Raw genomic sequence first — 20,476 nt, forward strand, 5'->3', positions numbered from 1 at the left:
TCGCACACGCCCTATCGTTGTTTCGAATCACAGAATCTTGATTCCGCGATCCGAAAAAGGTGAGAACGATGGGGATCAATCGTGACCGGTTCGCGGTGAACTGCTCGATCCTGTTCACCGAGCTGCCGCTGCTCGAACGGCCGGCCGCGGCGAAACAGGCGGGGTTCTCCGCGGTGGAGTTCTGGTGGCCGTTCCGCGAACCGGTCGCCGCCGAGGCCGAGGTGGACGCGTTCCTCGAGGCGCTGCGCGCGGCGGGGACCGAGCTGACCGGGCTGAACTTCTTCGCGGGGGACATGCCCGCCGGGGACCGGGGCGTGCTGTCGGTTCCCGGTCGCGGCGCGGAGTTCCTGGCGAACACCGAACAGGTCGCGCGGATCGGCGCGGCGACCGGCTGCCGGGTGTTCAACGCGTTGTACGGCAACCGCGTCGAGGGTGCGGATCCGGATGTACAGGACGATCTGGCGCTGGTGAATCTGCAAGCGGCAGCAAAGGCGGTCGAACCGATCGGCGGAACCGTTGTGCTCGAACCGGTTTCCGGGGTCGACGCCTACCCGCTGCGCACCGCGGCGGACGCGGTCGCGGTGCTGGACCGCCTCGCCGAGGCGGGAATCGGGAACGCGCGACTGCTCGCCGATCTCTATCACCTCGCGGTCAACGGGGACGATGTGGAACAGGTGATCGCCGAGCATTCCGCGCGGATCGGCCATGTGCAGCTGGCCGACGCCCCGGGACGCCACCAGCCGGGCACCGGAGAGCTGGCGATCGAGAAACACCTGCGACTGCTCAGCGAAGCGGGATATCGGGGCCGGATCGGTTTGGAGTACTCGCCTTCCGGGCCGAGCGCCGATAGCTTCGGCTGGTTGCCCGAGCACTGACAGCGAGGAGATTCAGCGTTATGACCACTGTGGGATTCATCGGACTCGGCATCATGGGCGCGCCGATGGCCGCCAATCTGGTCGGGGCCGGGTACGAGGTACTGGGCTACAACCGCAGCGAGGCCGCGGTGCGCAGGCTCACCGAGCAGGGTGGGCGGGCCGCTGGTTCGGTCGCCGAGGCGGTGCGGGAGGCGGACATCGTGCTGACCATGCTGCCCGATTCCCCGGATGTGCAGGATGTGGTGCAGGGCCCGGAAGGGGTGCTGGCCAACGCGAAGGACGGCACCCTGCTCATCGACTGCAGCACGATCCGCCCGGATATCAGCAGGGAACTGGCCGGGGCGGGCGCGCGCTCCGGAGTGCGGGTGGTGGACGCCCCGGTCAGCGGCGGCGAGCAGGGCGCGATCGACGGGGCGCTGTCGATCATGGTCGGCGGCGCGGAAGCGGATGTCGAGGCCGCGCGCCCGGTACTGGAAACGGTCGGCAAGACGGTGGTGCACGTCGGGCCCGCGGGCTCCGGGCAGACCGTCAAGGCGGCGAACCAGCTGATCGTGGCGGGCACCATCGAGCTCGTCGCGGAGTCCATCGTGTTCCTCGAGGCGCACGGCGTGGACACCGAGGCCGCGGTCAAGGTACTCGCGGGCGGGCTGGCCGGGAACGCGATCCTGGACCGCAAGGCGGCGGGCATGCTCAACCGCGAGTTCGCCCCGGGATTCCGCCTGGAACTGCACCACAAGGACCTCGGAATCGCGCAGGCGGCCGCGCGGGACGCGGGTGTACCGCTTCCGCTCGGTTCCGTGGTCTCCCAACTGGTCGCCGCGCTCGTCGCGCGCGGCGACGGCGGCCTCGACCACTCTGGGCTGCTCAAGCTCGCCGATGAACTGTCCGGGCGCCCCAGCGGCGCTTGACCGAGGGAGCTATGCCATGCCACGAATGACAGCCGCCCGAGCGGCGGTGGAGGTACTGCGGGCCGAGGGTGTCACCGATGCCTTCGGTGTGCCGGGCGCGGCGATCAACCCGTTCTACGCCGCACTGCGGGACAGCGGTGCCATCGAGCACGTGCTCACCCGCCACGTGGAGGGCGCCTCGCACATGGCCGAGGGCTACTCCCGGGCGAAGGCGGGCAATATCGGAGTGTGTATCGGCACCTCCGGGCCCGCGGGCACCGATATGGTCACCGGGCTGTACTCGGCATCCGCCGATTCGGTGCCGATCCTGTGCATCACCGGCCAGGCACCGGTCGCGCGGCTGCACAAGGAGGACTTCCAGGCTGTGGACATCGAGTCCATCGCGGGCCCGGTGACCAAACTGGCGATGACGGTGCGCGAGGCCGCCCAGGTGCCCGGCGCGGTCAGCAAGGCCTTCCAGTTGATGCGTTCGGGGCGGCCGGGTCCGGTGCTGATCGATCTCCCCGTGGACGTGCAGCAGACCGAGATCGAGTTCGACCCGGACACCTACGCGCCGCTGCCCGTGCACCGGCCCGCGGCGAGCCGGGCGCAGATCGAGAAGGCCATGGCCATGCTCGCCGCCGCGCAGCGCCCGCTGATCGTCTCCGGGGGCGGTGTGGTGCAGGCGGAGGCGAGCGCGCTGCTCGTGGAGTTCGCCGAACTGGTCGGGGCGCCCGTGGTCCCGACGCTGATGGGCTGGGGCAGTATCCCCGATGATCACCCGCTGATGGCCGGGATGGCCGGGCTACAGACCGCGCACCGCTACGCCAATGCGAGCCTGCTGGCCTCGGATTTCGTGCTCGGCATCGGCAATCGCTGGGCGAACCGGCACACCGGCGGGCTGGAAAAGTACCGGCAGGGGCGCAGCTTCGTGCACGTGGACATCGAGCCGACCCAGATCGGGCGGATCTTCGCCCCGGACTACGGAATCGTCTCCGACGCACACGCCGCGCTCACCCGGTTCGTCGAGGTGGCACGTGTCTGGCGGGACGCGGGGCGGCTCCCGGACCGGACCGCGTGGGCCGACTCCTGCCGCGCGCGTAAACAGACCATGCAGCGGCGCACCCATTTCGACACTGTGCCGATCAAGCCGCAGCGGGTGTACGAGGAGATGAACCGGGCCTTCGGCGCGGAGACCAGGTATGTGAGCACGATCGGGCTCTCCCAGATCGCCGCGGCCCAGTTCCTGCACGTGTACCGGCCACGGCACTGGATCAACGCCGGACAGGCCGGGCCGCTCGGCTGGACGGTGCCCGCCGCGCTCGGGGTCTGCCGGGCGGCCCCCGAGGCTACCGTGGTCGCGCTCTCCGGGGACTACGATTTCCAGTTCATGCTCGAAGAACTCGCGGTCGGTGCCCAGTTCAACCTTCCGTACTTGCACGTCGTGGTGAACAATTCCTATCTGGGACTGATCCGCCAGGCACAGCGCGGTTTCGACATGGACTACTGCGTGCAGCTCTCCTACGAGAACATCAACTCGCCGGGCATCGGCTCCTACGGCGTGGACCACGTGAAAGTCGCCGAGGGGCTGGGCTGCAAGGCCATCCGGGTCAGCGAACCCGCGGACCTGTTGCCCGCGCTCGAGGAGGCGAAGAAACTCATGGCCACCCATCAGGTCCCGGTCCTGGTCGAGGTGATCCTGGAACCGGTCACCAATATCGCCATGGGCACCGAGCTGGACAACACCGTGGAGTTCGAGGAGCTGGCCGGGAATCCGAAACACGCGCCGACCGCGATCCTGCCGCTCGCCTGAACCAGTACCAACGGAGACAACCTAGGGAGCCCCATGACCGAACCGGAATTCCGCACGCTTCCCGACCTCGCCTGCCGGGACCTCGGCGGCGCCGTGCTCGTGGCGAACGACGAGTTCTTCGCCGAGCGGGAGAACCTGATCAACCCCGGGGCCGCGAGCTTCGACGCGCAATCCTTCGGGCACAAGGGAAAAGTCTACGACGGCTGGGAGACCAGGCGGCGCAGGGGGCCGGGGCACGACTGGGCGATCGTGCGCCTCGGAGCGCCGGGAGTGATCCACGGCGTCATCGTGGACACCGCCTTCTTCACCGGCAACTACCCCGAATCCTGTTCGGTCGAGGCGGCCGCGATCGACGGTCACCCTTCTCCCGAGGAGCTTTCCGGACCGGATGTGGAATGGGTGCCGATCGTGGCGAATTCGGCGCTCAAGGGGGACACCGAGAACTCCTTCGAGGTGAGTTCACCGCAGCGGTTCACCCATGTGCGGCTGAACATAGTCCCGGACGGCGGGGTCGCCCGGCTGCGGGTGCACGGGGCCGCGGTCGCGGATCCGCGCTGGATCGCGGGTGCGCCGCTGGACCTCGCCGCGCTGGAGAACGGCGGAATCGTCGCGGACTGCTCGAACCGGTTCTACTCCGCGCCGAACAATCTGCTGCGCCCCGATCTCGCGCGCAGCATGGGCGATGGCTGGGAAACGGCGCGCCGCCGCGACGACGGGAACGACTTCGTCACGGTGCGCCTGGCCGGAGAGGGCGTGCTGCACCAGATCGAGATCGACACCCGCTACTTCAAGGGCAACGCACCCGGCTGGTTCCGGCTGAGCGGGGGCGCCGCGGACACGGATTCCGCGCGGTGGACCGAACTTCTGCCGCGCACCGCGCTGCAACCCGATACCCGGCACCGGTTCCGGATCCGCGCGGGCGAACCGGTGGGCGCGCTGCGGGTGGACGTCTACCCGGACGGCGGTTTCGCCCGGTTCCGCGCCTACGGGGAACTCACCGCGGCGGGCCGGGAACACCTCGGCATCGACTGGTTCGACCGGCTGCCCGATTCCGCGGCCGCAGCGGTACTGGCCGCCGAGGCGGATCTGAGCGCCACACAGGCGGCCGCCCTCCTCGCGCACCGGCCGCTGCGCGATGCGGCGGGTCTGGACGCGGCCCTGACGGCGGCGAAGCTCGCGGAGGCACCCGCCGCGGCGCTGCGTGACCTCCTGCGCGGTTCCTGAGCGTGCACCCTTGACCACGGGCGCACCGGGCCATACGCTGTTTCCGCAAGACAGTATTTCAATTCCACACACCGAAACAAGCTCGGAGTTGGGATATGGGCGTGCTCTCGCGTCTCACCGCCTCGCGCATCGCCGAGACCGCCGGTACCGATCAGGCGGCCTCCGGCCCGGTGAGCACCGCGCTGTACAACGAGGATCTCGCGCCGACCAAGATCGCCGGGCGCAGATGGCGGGCCTACAACATCTTCACGCTGTGGGCCAACGATGTGAACAGCCTCGGCAACTACACCTTCGCCATCGGCCTGTTCGCGCTCGGCCTCGGCGCCTGGCAGGTGCTGCTCGCCCTGATGATCGGCGCCGCGCTGCTGTTCGTGCTGCTGAACCTTTCCGGCTACATGGGCTACAAGACCGGGCTGCCGTTCCCGGTGCTGAGCCGGATCAGTTTCGGGATCCGCGGCGCGCAGATCCCGGCGCTGATCCGCGGCGCGGTCGCGATCGTGTGGTTCGGCATCCAGACCTATCTGGCATCGGTCGTGTTCTGCGTGATGCTGATCGCGATCGATCCCGGATTGTCCGCGCTGTACCGGAATTCCATCCTCGGGCTGTCCACATTGGGCTGGATCTGCTTCGGAGTGCTGTGGATTGTCCAGGTCGTCATCCTCATGTACGGCATCGAGATGGTGCGCAAATACGAGGCGTTCGCCGGTCCGATCATCCTGTTCACCATGGGCGCGCTCGCCGTGTGGATGTTCTTCCGGGCGGGCGGCTCCATCGCCTGGTCCGCCGGTTCCGAACTGTCCGGCGCGCCGATGTGGAACAAGATCTTCGCGGGCGGATCGCTCTGGATCGCCATCTACGGCACGTTCCTGCTCAACTTCTGTGACTTCACCCGGTCCGCGAAGAGCAGGAAATCGATCACCTTGGGCAATTTCTGGGGACTGCCGATCAACATCTGCATCTTCGGCATCGTCACCGTCGTCCTGTGCGGCGCGCAGTTCAAGGTGAACGGTCAGATCATCAAGAGCCCCACCGATATCGTGCACGCCATCCCGAACACGTTCCTGTTGGTGATCGCCTCGCTCGCGCTGCTGATTCTCACGGTCGCGGTGAACCTGATGGCGAATTTCGTCGCACCCGCCTACGCGATCGCGAACCTGTTCCCGAAGAAACTGAATTTCCGGCGCGGCGGACTGATCAGCGCGATCATCGGGGTGCTCATCCTGCCGTGGAACCTGTACAACAGCCCGGTCGTCGTCGAGTATTTCCTCGGCGGACTCGGCGCGCTGCTCGGCCCGTTGTTCGGGGTGTTCATCGCGGACTACTGGCTGGTGCGCAAGGCCCGGATCGATCTTCCCGCGCTGTACAGTCCGGCACCGGACGGGGAATACCACTACCGCGCGGGTGTCAATCCGCGCGCGGTTTTCGCGTTCGCGGTGGCCGGTGCGATCGCGGTCGCGGTGGCCTTCGTGCCCGAGCTCGCCGTGGTGGCCCCGTTCTCCTGGCTGTTCGGCGCTGGGATCGCCGCGCTGCTGTACTACCTGATCGCCGAGCGCCACCGGGATTATCGCGCGGTCTCCGGCGAGTCGATCGCCGTATCGAGCACCGACTGAATTCTCCTGCGTATCGTTTCTGTATCGTGGAATACGGTCGGTGGCAGGACGGAGAGGAACGATCATGCCCGTGGACGGTGCCGGTAGCGGCGTGCAGTCCCTGCAGCGCGCTTTCGAGCTCCTGGAAGGGCTTGCGGACAGCGGAGGGGAAGCGAGCCTCTCCGAACTCGCCGCGACGACCGAACTGCCGATGCCGACCATCCACCGGCTGATCCGCACCCTGGTCGCCGCCGGATACGTGCGGCAGAACGACAATCGCCGGTACGCGCTCGGCGCCCGGCTGATCCGACTCGGCGAACAGGCCAGCATGCAGTTCGGCACCTGGGCCCGCCCGCTGCTGGCCGAACTGGTCGACGCGGTCGGCGAGACCGCGAATCTCGCGGTGCTGGAGCGCGATGAGGTCGTGTACGTGGCCCAGGCGCCCTCCAAACACTCCATGCGGATGTTCACCGAGGTCGGCAGGCGGGTGTTGCCGCACGGCACCGGGGTCGGCAAGGCCATGCTCGCCTGCCTCGACCCGCAGGACGTGCGCGCGCTGGTGCAGCGGACCGGGATGCCCGCCTACACCGAGCACACCTACACCGATCCGGATGCGCTGCTCGCCCAGCTGGTCACCATCGCCGAGCAGGGCTACGCGCTGGACGAGGCCGAGCAGGAGCTCGGGGTGCGCTGCGTGGCCGTGGCCGTGCCCGGCGGCCCCGCACCCGCCGCCGTTTCGGTCTCCGGCCCCGAAGGCAGGCTGACCCCCGAGGTGATCACGAAGATCGTGCCGATCGTGCAACAGACCGCGCGCGCCCTCGGCACTCAGCTGGACGACACCACGGCCGGTGCCTCCTGATCAGGCTCAGCGTGGCGTGATCGGCCAGCCGGTGATCCGTTTCGATCGTGGCCGCGCGTAACCGCCGAGCTTCGAGGTGCGTAACCCGGAGCGCACCAGCGCTTCGGCGAGCCCGACGGCTGCGGCGACCCCGTCCACCGTCGGCGCCCCGGTGGCCGCGGTGATCCGTTCGGCGAGCCCGGACATTCCCGCGCAGCCGAGGCAGATCACCTCGGCCCGGTCCTCGGCGAGCGCGGCCGCGGCCTCCTCGGTGATCCGTTCCCTTGCCCGTTCCGGATCGGCTTCCAGTTCGAGCACCGGCAGCCCGATGGCGCGGACCGAGGCGCACCGCCCGTCGAGCCCGGCGAGCGCGAGCCGGTCGGCGATCTGCGGGACCGCCCGGTCCAGCGAGGTGATCACCGAGTAGCGGTGCCCGAGCAGGCAGGCCAGGTGCGCGGCGGCCTCGGTGATGTCGACGACCGGTTCATCGAGCAGTTCGGCGAGCCCTTCCTTGCCGTGCTCCCCGAAACCCGCCTGCACCACCGCGTCGAACGGTTCCCCGATCGCGGTGACCCGGTCCAGCACCGCAACCGCGGCCAGGTAGCTCTCGAAGTTCCCTTCCACCGATTCCGGACCGAAAAACGGTGTCACCGCGAGGATTTCGGTATCCGGGGACGCGACCGCCCGCGCCTGCGCGCCGATCGCCTCGGTGACCGCCTCGCTGGTGTTCACGTTGACCACGACGATGCGCATCAGCTGCCCCGTTCAGCAGTCACCGCGGCGCAGCAGGGCGCCGGACGGCTCGTCCGCGGTGATTTCCTTGCCCCGCAACCAGGTCCGGCGCACCACCCCGGCCAGCGGAAGCCCGTGATAGGCGGTGACCGGATTACGGTGCGCCAATTTCCCGGCATCGACGAGGAAAGTCTCGTCCGGTGCGAACACCCCGAAATCCGCGTCATAGCCGAGTGCGATGTGCCCCTTGCGCCGCATTCCCGTCTGCGCGGCGGGTTGTTCGGCCATCCAGCGCACCACCTCGGTGAGTGCGAACCCGCGCCTGCGCGCCTGGGTCCACACCGCGGGCAGGCCGAGCTGCAGACCGGCGATCCCGCCCCAGGCCTCGCCGAAATCCCCGGTGTCCCGGCGTTTCAGCTCGGGTGTGCACGGCGAATGGTCACTGACCACACAGTCGATGATCCCCTCGGCGAGCCCGCGCCAGAGCAGTTCCCGGTTCGCCGCCTCACGCACCGGCGGGCAGCACTTGAACTCGGTCGCCCCGTCCGGGATCTCCTCGGCCACGAAACTGAGATAATGCGGGCAGGTCTCCACGGTCAGCGCGAGGCCTTCGCGGCGCGCGTCCGCGAGCATCCCGATCCCCTCGGCGCTGGACAGGTGCAGCAGATGCAGCCGCGCCCCGGTGGTCTTGCCGAGCTCGATCACCTCGGCGATGGCGATGTTCTCCGCATCACGCGGGCGGGAACCGAGGAAATCCAGGTACCGCCTGCCGCGCGCGCCGGGGGCCTGTTCGATCGCCGCCGAGTTCTCCGCGTGCACGATCAGCATCGCGTCCAGTTCCCGGATCCGGGTTGCGGCCTCGTGCAGCTGCCGCTGGTCCAGCGGCGGGAACTCGTCCACCCCGGAGTGCAGCAGGAAACACTTGAAGCCGAACACCCCGGCCTCGTGCAGTCCGCGCAATTCGCCGAGATTGCCCGGTACCGCGCCGCCCCAGAATCCGACGTCCACGTGCACCCGGCCGTGAGCCGCGGCGCGTTTGGTCTCCAGCGCGGCCACGTCCACCGTGGGCGGCAGGCTGTTCAGCGGCATGTCCACGATGGTGGTGACCCCGCCGGCGGCCGCGGCCCTGGTCGCCGTTTCGAAGCCTTCCCACTCGCTGCGTCCCGGATCGTTGACGTGCACGTGAGTGTCCACCAGTCCGGGCAACAGCACCTCGTCCCCGTCCAGGTTCACGGTGTGCTCCGCGGGCAGTTCGGTGCCCAGTGGTTCGATCGCGTGGATGCGGCCCTCGCGCACCCCGATGGAGGCGGCGACCTCTCCCGCGGCGGTGATCACCCGAGGTGCATTGAACACGAGATCCATGGCGTCCTCTCCTCGACCGCCGCGCTTTCGGTCGCAAATTTCGTTCAGTGAAATTGTCATATCGTTTTGTGGAATATATACTGGGATTCAGGCCAGCCGATGTCAACCATCGCACGCACTCGAGGAGCCGGATGCACATCGACGCGAATGTCCTGGCAGAGATCGAACGCAAACTCGAACCGGTCGACGCGGCATTCGCCCGGTTGTATCCCGGGGAACGCCAGGGGCGCCAGCCGGTGCACACCGTCTACGTCCCCGCCGACCGGTTCAGCGCGCGACTGTGCCGCGAGTGGGGCGATCAGGCGATCGGCGCGCTCGCGGAGTTCGCCCCGGACCCGGACGGTTTCGCCGCGGCGAGCGGCATCGACCCGGTGCTGGCCGGAGACCTCTATCCGCGGGTGCGCGCCAAACTGGCCGCCGAACCGATCGAGGATCTGCGCATCGACTTCGAGGACGGCTACCTCGGGCACTCCGCGGAGCAGGAGTACGCCACCGCGCGGCGTGCGGCCCGCGAGCTCGGCACCGCGATCGCGGACGGCAGCGCCCCCGCGTTCCACGGAATCCGGATCAAGAGCCTGGAGGCCGCCACCCGGCAGCGCGGGATCCGCACCCTGGACACGTTTCTCGCCGCACTGCCGGCCTCCACGGGGCTCCCGGACGGGTTCGTGGTGACGTGTCCGAAGGTCACCGCGGTGGAACAGGTCGAGGCCATGCTGACCCTGTGCGCGGGGCTGGAACGCGCGCACGGCCTGGACGACGGCAGCCTCCGGTTCGAGATTCAGGTGGAGACCCCGCAGACCGTGCTCGGCGCCGATGGCACCGCCCCGATCGCACGGATGGTGCGCGCCGCGGGGAACAGGTGTGCCGGTCTGCACTACGGCACCTACGACTACTCGGCGGCCTGCGGGATCGCCGCGGAGCACCAGAGCATGGAGCACGCGGTCGCCGATCACGCCAAGGCGGTCATGCAGCTCGCCGCGGCCGGGACCGGGGTGCGGCTCTCCGACGGGTCCACGAACATCCTCCCGGTCGGCACCGCCGAGGAAGTGCACCACGCCTGGCGATTGCACACCCGCCTGGTCGGGCGCTCCCTGGAGCGCGGCTTCTACCAGGGCTGGGATCTGCATCCGGCCCAGCTGCCCACCCGGTTCGCGGCGACCTACGCGTTCTTCCGCGCGGGATTCCCGGCGGCCGCGGACCGGCTGCGCCGCTACCTCGAGCACGCCGCGGGCGGGGTGCTGGACGAACCGGCGACGGCCCGGGCACTGTCCGGTTTCCTGCTCCGCGGCCTCGACTGCGGGGCGATCGATCCGGCCGAGCTGAGCACGGCCACCGGCAGGACGCGGGCGGATCTCGAAGCGCTGCACCGTCGTAGTCCCGTGGACTGATCTCGCCCGCGACGACAGAAGGACGCGCGCGCCGGCCCGCCGAACCTAGATTGCTCGCCGTAGGTAATGCCGAACACCCGAAGGAGAGCATCTGATGGCATCCACTGGTTCCCGCCGCCGGTTCGCCAGGGCCGCGGCACTGTGCGCGGCCTCGGCGGCACTGGTGGCCACGGCACCGTCCGCCTCGGCGATGTCGCACGGCAGCGACACCCGGCACGGGGCGGCCCCCTGGATGGCGACCCTGGCCTTTCCGGGCACCGATCCACTCACCGAGCGCGGCTACTGCGGGGGAACACTCATCGCACCGGACCGGGTGCTGACCGCAGGGCACTGCGTGCAGGGCAAGGCACCGGCCGATTTCCAGGTGTATCCCGGCGCCCGACCGGCTCACCGAACCGGCCGGGACGGCGCACCGGGTCAAGGGATGGTTCTGGCATCCGGGCTGGCGGGAGATCGACACGCGGGACGGCACGTTCGGCGCCGACGATCTGGCCGTCGTCCTGCTCGATCGCCCGGTGCCCGGGGTGCGCCCGGCGCCGATCGCGAATCCCGCCGCGATCTCTGCCGCGGTGGCCAGGGGCGCGCGCGGAACGGTCTACGGACACGGCCGCACCGAACACACCGACCCGGCCGAGGGCGGCATGACCGATCGGCTGCAACGGGCCACGATGACCCTGCTTCCACCGAAGCGGTGCGCGGCGGACATTCCGCGGGATTCGGTCGGCGATTCCGGGTTCTGCGTCACCGGAGTACCCGAGGGGCGCGCCGCGCAGGCACCGAGCGTCTGTCCCGGTGATTCCGGCGGTCCGCTGATGCTGAGCACTGCACGCGGACCCGAGATCGCCGGGGTGCTCAGCGCACAGAGCGACGACAACTGCGATGGCGGCGTGCACCAGGGCGAGTTCATGAATCCCGGTGACTGGCGACAGGACGCACTGCGCCCGCATCCCACGCTGGCACCGATCGGTTCCCTGCGCATCACCGGAACCCCGGGAGCCGGCCATCGCCGCACCGCCACGGTCGGCGCGCTCACCCCTGATGATGCGTCCGTGCACTACGCCTGGTACCAGGAAAAAGACGACGGCGACGGCTTCAAGTACTACGTTCCCATCGATGGGGCCAGGAGTTCGACGCTCACCGTCACCAAGGATCTCGCAGGCAAGCAGCTGAAAACCATTGCCACCCTGACCACCCGGGCTGGCAAGGTGGATCTGGAGCAGACCACGAAAGCCTGAGCGAGGAGCGATCCATGACGGAACCGGCCCGGCTGCACGTCAGCGCGAAATTTCCCGCGCTGCTCGAGCAGATCGACACGCTCGGCGAATCCATCGACGCGGCGGCGGACCGGGCCGAAGAGCTCGGCAGGCCTGCCGGGGAGATCACGGAGGCGCTGCTGGCGGCCGGGGTCATCCGGGCCGGTCTTCCGCACAACCTCGGCGGAGACGAATTCTCCCCGCGCCAGCTGATGCGGACGATCGAACAGATCAGCTATCACGACGCCGCGATCGGCTGGACGATGCTGGCACTGCAGATGATGACCGGGACCACCGCGGCCTATCTCGGTGCCGTCGCGGCGGCGGACCTGTTTCCCGATGTGGCCGCCGGTGAGCACGCGCTGCTCTCCGGGCACGGCACCCGGCCCGGCCGCGCGGTCCCGGTGCAGGGTGGTTTTCTGGTGAGCGGAAACTGGCAGTTCGCCTCCGGAATGGCGCTGGCCACCCATATTCACAGCGCCATCAAGGTCGAGGGCACCGGTGAGCCACGGGTGCTGGCCATGCCCAAGTCCGAGGTGACCCTGGTGGACAACTGGGATGTGCTCGGGCTCCGCGCGACGAGCAGCATCGACTATCACTGCACGGATGTGTACGTCCCGGAAACGCACACCTACCCCGCGACCACGATGCTGCCCGCCAACGGCGGCGCGATCTATCGGGTTGGTCTGGTGAACATGGCCGCGATCGTGCACACCGGCTGGGCGCTCGGCGTGGGGCGGCGCCTGCTCGACGAACTGAAGAGCTACGCCGCGAGCAAATCCGGCACCCGGGGTGCCGCCGTGGATACCGCGCAGTTCCACGCCGAGTTCGCGAACGCGGAAGCGAAAATGCGCGCGGCCGGGGCCTGGGCGCTCCAGGTGTGGCGGGACGATGAGCGCACCCTGGACGCGGGCGAATTGTTGAGTACCGAACAGCAGACCCTGCTCCGGCTCGCGCTCAACCACGCGACCTGGACCGCGCAGGAGATCGGCGAGACGGTGCACCGCTGGGCGGCGACGACGGCGATCCGGCGCGGACCGATCGACCGGTTCCTGCGCGATCTGCGGACCGGAAGCCAGCACATCACCTCCGGGCCGGTGGTGCTGCAGAACTGCGGGAAATGGCTCAGCGGCGCCCAGCCCGGGGCACGCTGGGAATTCCTCGACCTGGTTCCCTGAGCGGTTCCGCTCGGTCGACCGCACCGGTCGTCACCGCGGCGAACAGCAACTCGATCAGCGGTTCGCCGACGAGGACAAGCTGAGCAAGGTGCTGCAGTACCACGCGGTCGGCAAGCGAATCAGCCCGAATCAGTTGAACAACGGGACCTTCACCTCGTTGACCGGTCAGTTGATCAGCCCCGGCGGTTCCTGCACCAGTTTCACCGTCAACGACAACGCGAAGATCATCTGCGGCAATGTCCGGGCAGCGAACACAGTGGTCTACATCCTCGATGGGGTCCTCACGCCGTCCAGCTGAAGGCCGGCCGGTATTCGGGTGGGGTGAATTCGGGTTTTCCGTGCTGTATCCGGACTTTCCAGTTGGTGTGGTGGATGAGGGTGTGGTGGTGGGAGCACAGGAGCACCATGTTGTCTTCGGTGGTGAGTCCGCCGTTGGCGTGGTGTTGGATGTGGTGGGCTTGGGTGAAGGCGGGCTGGTGATCGCAGTCGGGGTGGGCGCAGCCGCGGTCGCGGGCGATGAGGCGGTGGCGGAGTTTTGGTGGTGCGGTGCGTTCGCGGCATCCCATGTCGAGTATTTCGCCGTTCGAGCCGAGCATGGTGGGGATGATTCCGGCGTCGCAGGCGATTCTGCGTAATTGGGTGGCGGGTATGGTGCTGCCGTCCATGGTTGTCGCGGTCCCGATCCCTTCGCGCAGGGATTCTTCGGTCATGGTCACCATGATGGTGAACGGTTCGCCCCCGTTTTCGGGAAGACTTTCCGGGTTCGCGGCGAGTTGGACGATCTCGGCGAACGCGTCGGCGTCGCATTCTGCTGGGGTTCGGGTGTCGGGGTGCCGCCGTTGGCCTCGCTGCTGCGGGGTTTCCCGAGCGCGTCGAACACGCCGCGGAGTTTCAACCCGGTTTCGTAGTCCAGGTGTCCCCGGATTTCCCACTGGTTTGCGTGTTGCCGGAGCCAGATTTCCCGGTCCGGACGGGCAGGTTCGCGATCGCTGGGTTCCTGTCCGTCCGGATCGAGGCGTGCCCGTAGTTCTCTGATCGGCCGGACGAGCCCACGCGGCCCGACCTCACCAGCGATCTGGGCGAGGGCGTTTTCCGCGATCGGCCACGCGTCCCCGATCACCACCTCCGCGGGCAATTCGGCGGCGAACGTGCGGATTCGGTCCACGTGTTCGATACCGACCTCACCACGCGAATACGCTTCCGCGGTATTCGGCAAATCCGGGGATAGTGGTTCCCCGCTGATCCCGAGCGCACCGAACAACACTCGTGCCCGTTCGGCCATCCTGCGCGCCTCGGCACGACTGATCCGCAACACATCCTGGACCAAAGTCGCCGCCGAACCACAGTACCCGAACTCGACCGGCGCACCCTCCTTATCCAACTCCGCAAGCTGATGCAACAACTCCGCCTCAGCACGCCGCACCACGGCGGCCTGCTCGATGAACCGGTCCAGCCTCTCCCGACTCGACAATATCGTTTCCATTTCCCCAGTGTTCATACATCTATAATACCAACCGCCGAGGTGGATTCCCGCCATTCCCAAGAGATTCCCCCGAACAGACCAATCACCCGATACTCGTCGACGTCAGCGCCGGTCGCAGCGCGTCGGCCACGGCCGCATCGTTGTCCCGCCAGCTCCGCCAGCCGCTCATCGAGGAGTTCGGGCTGATCACCCGGCCAGTGCCGGTCGACGCCCCGGCCGCGGTGATCAACTGCACCTGGCACCAGTGCCACCTTGCCCAGTCCGGGCGCTGGCCGCAACTACCAGCGGTTCATCCCGAGGATGCGGACATCCTGCGCGCCGCGATCGCGTAACCGAGCGCCTTGCGCAGCCCGGGCAAGGCGTCCTCGACCCGCGCACCGAGCGCCTTGATCGCCTGCTTGTGCTCGCGGCGTTCCTGTGTCGTGAACACGCTGCGGACATCGCCGTCGGTGGCGAACACGGCCAGCACCGCCGCATCCACCGGGGCAGCGGCCGGATCACCGCCGAGCAGCACGGTATTCCTCGTGTTCTCCCGCAGGGTGGTCACCTGTCCCGGATCGGCGAGGCCGACCTCCCTTCCGGGCAGAATTCCCAGCCTCCGCACCCGGTTTCCGGCGACCAGCCGCTTCGCTTCGAGCTGTTCCCGCACGATCTTCTCGGCCTTGTACCAGTCACGCTCCAGCAGCGTGAACCAGCGGCACGGCTTGTGCGGGGAAACGTGGTCGAGCACTCCGGCGAGGAACGGATCACTCGGCTGCGCCGCGCTGGTCTCGCGCACCGCCTTGCCGTCCCGATCACCGAGCAGCCCCCGCGTGCGCAGCTCGGCGACCGCGGCCGCGCGCAGCAGCGAACCGCGCACCAGGACGCTCGCCGTGTCGAGTTTGTTCCGGCCGGGATCGAAGCACAACAGGTAAAGTCGTTGCGGCAGCGTCAGATCCATGGTCCCGTTCCAGTCCGTCATCGCCCGGCGGCCACGGTGGCGCCGTTCAGTCGAGTGGTGCAGCGGCGGAACGCCCAGAGGATCACCACCGCGGCCAGCGCGGTCAGCGGGGCACCCATCGCGATCTTGGCGAACGCCAGCCAACCCGTGGCGTCTTCAACGTACAGCCACTGCTTCACCACGAACCGGGCCGCGAACACCAGCGTCACCGCGAGCGTGGCGAGATCGTGCGCGCGCAGGCTCGCCCGGTCCGCCCGCCACGGGTGTTTCCCGCCGTGTGCGAGGTTCCACACGACACCGGTCGGCGGCCTGCGGACGAGCAGCGAGGCGAGCATGACGACCGCGCCGCCGAATGCCGCCCAGATCCCGATCAGGAAGAAACCGTTCGCCGAACCGGTCCATGCGGCGATTCCTCCGGCCGCGATGACACCGAACAGTCCACCGGCCGCCGATACCAGGCGTTCCCCGCGCAGCATCCGCCAGCCGGTGAGCACCAGCGCCGCGAACACCGCGATCCCGATCGCGACCGGCAGGGCGAAAAACGCGTTGGCCGCCACGAAAACCACGACCGGCAGGGCCGTGTACACCATTCCCGGAACGCCACCCAGTCCGTCGAGCAGCGCCTGCTTCGGATCGGCCGCGCGGTCCCGGTGTTTCCCGAGTGTGCTCATCGCCGTCCTCCCAGATGTTGTCATGCGGCCAGTAAAAGCCGTGCCGTTACGGCACACTCAACATCCGGAGAGGGTGGTTCAGCTCACATTCCGCACGAGCGTCGCGAAGCCGGTCGAACAGGCGGCCCGTCACGCATCCCGATAGCCCGCGCCGACGACGAACTCCGGTCTTCAGCATCGCCGCCCGCCCGGGAAGGGGGCCCGGGTCATCCGGTCTCCCCGCCGAGAAGTTCGTTCACCCGTTGCAGGACACGGATCTGGGCCGGGTTGTACAACTCCGCGACGGCATGTGCCATCGTGCTGATGGTCTGTGCGGAATACCCGGACAGATCCGCGAACCGGGGATGCTCCGTCCTGCTCCGGTGCACGACCGGTACCAGGCGCTCGGCGAGCCGTTCGATCACGGCATCCCCGGCATCCGCGGGCAGCCGATCGAACTCGTCCTCGACGTCTTCCCGTGCCGCAACCATTTCCCGGAATTCCGTCATGTCCTCCGCACTGAAGACCGTCGAGTAGGCCGTCAGCAGCGATCGCTGGGTGCTGGAGAAATCCCGGGCGATGGTCTCGAATCCGGGCGGCACCCCGAGCGGCGCGCGATGGCGCAGGATCACGGCCAGTTCCGCGCGGATCCGGGTCAACCGCTCGATCGTCGCCGCGAGTTCGGCGTCGAGTACCCGGATCGCCTCGTCCGGTTCCTCATCGGCGCGTTCCATCTCCGCGATCTGCGCCAGCGGAACCCCGAGTTCGCTGAGCCTTTTGATCTGCACGAGCCGGATCAGGTGCGTCACCCCGTAGCGCTTGTACCCGTTCGACGCGCGTTCGGGTTCCTCCAGCAGTCCGATCCGGTGGTAGTGGCGAACGGCTTTCACCGTCGTGCCCGCGAGTTCGGCGAGCTGCCGGGTGCTCCACGCCATCGTGTCCTCCCACGTTGTGCACGCTCATTCTGCTGGTTCCCGGGATCAGCCCGCGACCAGTCGCGGAACCAGGTAGATCACCTCGAAGGCCTCGTAGACGGCGCCGATGACGAACAGCGCCAGCGCGGGCAGGCTCAGCCAGCCGATCTGGGCCAGCCCGCGCGCATACCCTTGGCGGCGATTCCGCGCGCCGATGCTTCCGGGACGCAGCCAAGACCTGCCGAGCAGATAGGAACCGAGCATCAGCAGCGCGTAGGCCTGGAACTCGATCAGTGCGGTCAGCGAGTGCGGGATCATGGTCTTCGCGGCGGCCGGGTTCACCGGGGAGAGGGTGACCCCGGTGTTGAACGCCCAGTACGCGTAGATCGCGATTCCGGCGAACGGCACGATCATCGAGGGCAGCAGGATCCTCAACAGGCCGACCGTGAGGATGTTGACCACGAGGATGCCGAGGCTGAACAGCCACATGTTCCCGAGCAGCCACCCGACCAGATCCGCTGTCCCGTCCTGGCGCATGGTGGTGTTGTGCGCGGCGGTCAGCCCGGGAAAGAGCAGCCCCGCTCCCATGCCGATGAGGCACAGGCCGTAGACGATCGCGTTCATCACCAGGTAGGCGCGCAGATTCGCGCGGATGATCCGGAACGGTTTCCACAGGCGTGCCGCGCAGTTCGGTTCCTGATCCAGGATCGTGGTCATCGAAGTGTCCTTGACGGTCGGCGGGCGTCGCGGTCTGCGACGCGGCCTCATTCGAAACCGTGCCCCAAGGGCAGGGTCAAGCCACGCGTGCCGCTAACCGGCGAACCGGTCCAGCGCCGCCCATACCGCCTCGGGGGCGTCTCGGTAGGGCACGTGCCCGGCGCCCGCGATGGGCACGAAGGCGGCCCCGGGCAGGCTCGCCGCGACCGCCCTGCCGTAGGGCAGCGGCGCGATCGGGTCCTCCTCGCCCCAGATCACCAGGCTGGGCACGGTCGTCCCGGCGAGCCAGGGCCCCAGCGTGGCATCGGTGAGCGTGCCCTTACCGTAGGCGTCCAGCAGCGGCAGGCCCTCGGGCATCCGCAGCGGCTGTCCGGGAATCTCGATGCCGACGCTGTCGATGAGCACGAGTCCCCGGATCGCGCCAGCATCCTGGGCGACCAGCTCGGCGGCGATCCATCCGCCGAACGAGGTGCCGACCACGAGCACATCCTCGAGCCGGAGCTCGGCGAGCAGTTCCCGGTAGCGGCGGGCGAGCGCGGGGACTGAGACCTCGCCCTCGGGCAGCGGGACGTCCTCCCAGCCGGGGTGGGTCGGCGCGTAGACGTGTCCGGTGCGTGCCAGATGGTCGACCATCTGCCGCGCCCCTTGGGGCCCGGGGCCACCGTGCAGCACCAGAACCGGGCGGCCGCTCCCGGATTCGTACACCGGATTCACTGCCATCACCGAACCTCCCGATCCAACGCGGCGAACTGTTCGACAAGCCCCTGTGGCGCCTCCGGTTCGAAGATCATCTCGAGCCCGTCCGCGGATTCCTGGGCCGAGGCGGCGGATCGCGGGAACAGCTCGGCCTCGTAGGCGGCGAGCGCGGCCTCGCGGTTGTCGGCAGGCGGACCGTCTCGATGCGCGGCGATCGCGAGCGCGAGTTCCGCACCGTCCAGCATGGCGAGATTCGCGCCCTCGCCCGCGAACGGGGACATGACGTGGGCGGCATCGCCGAGCAGGGTCACCCCGGGCACCGGGCCCCAGGAATGCCCGACCGGTAAAGCGTTGATGTGTCGGGGAATCAGTCCGGTATCGGCGTTCGCGATCAGCCCGCGCAGTCCCTCGTCCCAGCCCTCGATGAGTTCCAGGATCGCCGCCTTCGCGCCCGGGGTGTCGGTGAAATCGATGCTCTCGACCCATTCCGGGCCGCACCGGTACCCGAGATACACGTGCAGGCTGCCATCGGTTTCCTTGTGCCCGAGGACACCGAGACCGGACCGGCCGTCGAGCGCGAAGAGCATGCCCTCGCCCATCACAGCGGCCTCGAGCGGATGCTTTTCCGCGCCATCGAAGAGATCCGCCTCGATGAACGAGATCCCGGTGTACGCGGGCCAGGCCGCGGAGACCAGCGGGCGCACCTTCGACCAGGCACCGTCCGCGCCGATGAGCAGATCCGTGGTGAACGTGCCGCCCTCGGCGAGGGTGACCTCGTGCCGCCCGGAATGCCCTGGCACTGTCCGGATCGCGGTGACCTTGCTCCCCCAGTGCACGGTGTTCCCGGGCAGTGAATCGAGCAGCAGGTCCCGCAGCGTGCCGCGGTCGATCTCGGGCCGTTCCAGATTTCCCTCATCGGCCTCGTCGCGCAGCACGATGCCGTGTTTGTCGAGGATGCGCATGGCCTCCCCGCCCCTGTTGATCAGCCCGAGGAACTGCTCGAACAGGCCGGCCGCGTGCAGCGCCCGCTGCCCGTTCTCCTCGTGGATGTCGAGCATGCCGCCCTGGGTCCGGATGTGGCGGCCCGCTTCGCGCTCGAAGACGGCCGCCTCGATGCCGTGCACGTGCAGCACCCGCGCGGCCGTCAGGCCACCGAGGCCGCCGCCGATGATGGCGATCGGAAAGTGCGGTATCGCGGTCATGAGACTCCCCTGCTCAGTCGTTCGGTATCGGTGTGGCGGCGATTCCGGCGATCTGCGCCCGGAAATACCAGGTCCATCGCCCCTGTGGGGTGCCGCCGAGGACCGCGTCGACATGCTCGGCCAGCAGCGGGGTTTCCGCGGCACGGACCGCCTCGGCCATGGCCGCGCGCTTCGCGGGCGCATCGGTGGCCGCGTCCACATCCCCGTCCTCGGGCGCGGCGTGTTCGGCCGCGCTCGCGGTGGCGGTCAGCAACAACAGGTCCACTCCCCACGCGGCCTGCGCGGGGTGCACGCCGCCCTCGATGAACAGGCCCATCGCGCGGTCGAAGAGGGCGAGCAACTGCGGCCCGGACGGGCGGATCACCAGCGCCGAGCGGGCCAGCCCCGGATGGGTCGCGAGGATGGCGCGGTAATCGGTGACCAGCGCGAGCAGCCGGTCCTGCCAGTCGCCCCGCTCCTGAACGGTCACCGCGCCGAGGAGTTCGTCGATGACCGCGGCATGCAGCTCCGCGGTGTTCCGCACATAGACGTAGAGCGAGGCCGGTCCGGTGTCGAGCTCCTTCGCGACCCGGCGCATCGTCGCCTTGCCAAGGCCTTCGCGGCGCATGATCCCGATCGTCGTATCGATGATCCACTGCCGGGACAGCGGTGGCTTCGCGGGCCGGTCGCGGCGGCTGCGTGGTTCAGGCATCGATCCTCTCGAATGCGTTCGTAACGAACATGTTCGTCACAACA

The 20,476-nt window shown here is 68.6% G+C and carries 20 protein-coding genes and 2 pseudogenes; 11 read left to right on the forward strand and 11 right to left on the reverse strand.

Annotated features, from left to right (window positions below; genetic code table 11):
• Positions 1-68: 68 nt before the first annotated feature.
• The 6 genes from A37U_RS0121465 to A37U_RS0121490 all read left to right on the forward strand — a co-directional run bounded on the left by A37U_RS0121465 (position 69) and on the right by A37U_RS0121490 (position 7,247).
• A complete protein-coding gene (locus tag A37U_RS0121465) occupies positions 69-875 on the forward strand; it encodes a hydroxypyruvate isomerase family protein (RefSeq protein ID WP_020498738.1) in 807 nt (268 codons plus the stop codon).
• A 20-nt stretch (positions 876-895) separates the two neighbouring features.
• A complete protein-coding gene (locus tag A37U_RS0121470; protein ID WP_020498739.1) occupies positions 896-1,783 on the forward strand; it encodes a 2-hydroxy-3-oxopropionate reductase in 888 nt (295 codons plus the stop codon).
• Between the two features lie 16 nt (positions 1,784-1,799).
• Positions 1,800-3,575 carry a glyoxylate carboligase gene (gene gcl / locus A37U_RS0121475; RefSeq protein ID WP_026197466.1) on the forward strand — a complete coding sequence of 592 codons (1,776 nt, stop codon included), beginning with the start codon at positions 1,800-1,802 and terminating at the stop codon, positions 3,573-3,575.
• A 33-nt stretch (positions 3,576-3,608) separates the two neighbouring features.
• Complete coding sequence (gene alc, locus A37U_RS44560) at positions 3,609-4,799, forward strand: allantoicase (protein ID WP_020498741.1); 1,191 nt, start codon at positions 3,609-3,611, stop codon at positions 4,797-4,799.
• A 95-nt stretch (positions 4,800-4,894) separates the two neighbouring features.
• Complete coding sequence (locus A37U_RS0121485) at positions 4,895-6,409, forward strand: NCS1 family nucleobase:cation symporter-1 (protein ID WP_020498742.1); 1,515 nt, start codon at positions 4,895-4,897, stop codon at positions 6,407-6,409.
• Between the two features lie 64 nt (positions 6,410-6,473).
• Entirely contained in the window at positions 6,474-7,247 is a 774-nt protein-coding gene (locus A37U_RS0121490; protein ID WP_026197467.1) for an IclR family transcriptional regulator, read from the forward strand.
• Between the two features lie 6 nt (positions 7,248-7,253).
• Here the strand turns inward: A37U_RS0121490 and A37U_RS0121495 are convergent, their stop codons facing one another.
• The gene (locus tag A37U_RS0121495) at positions 7,254-7,979 is read right to left on the reverse strand and encodes an aspartate/glutamate racemase family protein (RefSeq protein WP_020498744.1); all 726 of its coding nucleotides are present in this window, start codon (positions 7,977-7,979) and stop codon (positions 7,254-7,256) included.
• Positions 7,980-7,991: 12 nt separating this feature from the next.
• Complete coding sequence (allB, locus tag A37U_RS0121500; protein WP_020498745.1) at positions 7,992-9,320, reverse strand: allantoinase AllB; 1,329 nt, start codon at positions 9,318-9,320, stop codon at positions 7,992-7,994.
• A 131-nt stretch (positions 9,321-9,451) separates the two neighbouring features.
• Between allB and A37U_RS0121505 the strand changes: the two genes are divergently transcribed.
• From A37U_RS0121505 to A37U_RS53785, 5 genes and pseudogenes are all read left to right on the forward strand, one after another.
• Positions 9,452-10,708 (forward strand): DUF6986 family protein, encoded by a 1,257-nt coding sequence (locus A37U_RS0121505; protein WP_020498746.1) that lies wholly within the window; start codon positions 9,452-9,454, stop codon positions 10,706-10,708.
• A 190-nt stretch (positions 10,709-10,898) separates the two neighbouring features.
• A pseudogene (locus tag A37U_RS54935) lies at positions 10,899-11,093 on the forward strand (trypsin-like serine protease); the annotation flags it as partial.
• Positions 11,077-11,943, forward strand: a complete 867-nt coding sequence (locus A37U_RS53780; protein WP_276142032.1) for a trypsin-like serine protease — start codon at positions 11,077-11,079, stop codon at positions 11,941-11,943. The pseudogene A37U_RS54935 and the gene A37U_RS53780, both read left to right, overlap by 17 nt.
• Positions 11,944-11,957: 14 nt before the next feature.
• The gene (locus A37U_RS0121515) at positions 11,958-13,139 is read left to right on the forward strand and encodes an acyl-CoA dehydrogenase family protein (protein ID WP_020498748.1); all 1,182 of its coding nucleotides are present in this window, start codon (positions 11,958-11,960) and stop codon (positions 13,137-13,139) included.
• A gap of 88 nt (positions 13,140-13,227) precedes the next feature.
• Positions 13,228-13,437 carry a fasciclin domain-containing protein gene (locus A37U_RS53785; protein ID WP_020498749.1) on the forward strand — a complete coding sequence of 70 codons (210 nt, stop codon included), beginning with the start codon at positions 13,228-13,230 and terminating at the stop codon, positions 13,435-13,437.
• On the opposite strand, the pseudogene A37U_RS54940 reads toward A37U_RS53785, so the two are convergent.
• The 9 genes and pseudogenes from A37U_RS54940 to A37U_RS0121565 form a co-directional block, all read right to left on the reverse strand.
• A pseudogene (locus A37U_RS54940) lies at positions 13,421-14,676 on the reverse strand (HNH endonuclease signature motif containing protein). The gene A37U_RS53785 and the pseudogene A37U_RS54940 overlap by 17 nt on opposite strands.
• Positions 14,677-14,704: 28 nt before the next feature.
• A complete protein-coding gene (locus A37U_RS51735) occupies positions 14,705-14,857 on the reverse strand; it encodes a hypothetical protein (RefSeq protein WP_020498751.1) in 153 nt (50 codons plus the stop codon).
• Positions 14,858-14,911: 54 nt separating this feature from the next.
• Entirely contained in the window at positions 14,912-15,562 is a 651-nt protein-coding gene (locus tag A37U_RS0121535; RefSeq protein WP_026197468.1) for a GOLPH3/VPS74 family protein, read from the reverse strand.
• 17 nt (positions 15,563-15,579) lie between these two features.
• The gene (locus A37U_RS0121540; RefSeq protein ID WP_020498753.1) at positions 15,580-16,233 is read right to left on the reverse strand and encodes a DUF3159 domain-containing protein; all 654 of its coding nucleotides are present in this window, start codon (positions 16,231-16,233) and stop codon (positions 15,580-15,582) included.
• A gap of 206 nt (positions 16,234-16,439) precedes the next feature.
• Complete coding sequence (locus A37U_RS0121545) at positions 16,440-17,147, reverse strand: helix-turn-helix domain-containing protein (RefSeq protein ID WP_020498754.1); 708 nt, start codon at positions 17,145-17,147, stop codon at positions 16,440-16,442.
• 45 nt (positions 17,148-17,192) lie between these two features.
• Positions 17,193-17,843 carry a stage II sporulation protein M gene (locus A37U_RS0121550; protein ID WP_020498755.1) on the reverse strand — a complete coding sequence of 217 codons (651 nt, stop codon included), beginning with the start codon at positions 17,841-17,843 and terminating at the stop codon, positions 17,193-17,195.
• 93 nt (positions 17,844-17,936) lie between these two features.
• Positions 17,937-18,563 carry an alpha/beta fold hydrolase gene (locus A37U_RS0121555; protein WP_020498756.1) on the reverse strand — a complete coding sequence of 209 codons (627 nt, stop codon included), beginning with the start codon at positions 18,561-18,563 and terminating at the stop codon, positions 17,937-17,939.
• Positions 18,563-19,741, reverse strand: coding sequence for an FAD-dependent oxidoreductase (locus tag A37U_RS0121560; RefSeq protein WP_020498757.1), 1,179 nt, complete (start codon positions 19,739-19,741; stop codon positions 18,563-18,565). The genes A37U_RS0121555 and A37U_RS0121560 overlap by 1 nt, the downstream gene beginning before the upstream one ends.
• A gap of 13 nt (positions 19,742-19,754) precedes the next feature.
• Complete coding sequence (locus tag A37U_RS0121565) at positions 19,755-20,432, reverse strand: TetR/AcrR family transcriptional regulator (protein WP_020498758.1); 678 nt, start codon at positions 20,430-20,432, stop codon at positions 19,755-19,757.
• Positions 20,433-20,476: the final 44 nt, after the last annotated feature.

Origin of the sequence: Sciscionella marina DSM 45152 (assembly GCF_000379465.1) — a bacterium.
GTDB classification, from domain to species: Bacteria; Actinomycetota; Actinomycetes; order Mycobacteriales; family Pseudonocardiaceae; genus Sciscionella; species Sciscionella marina.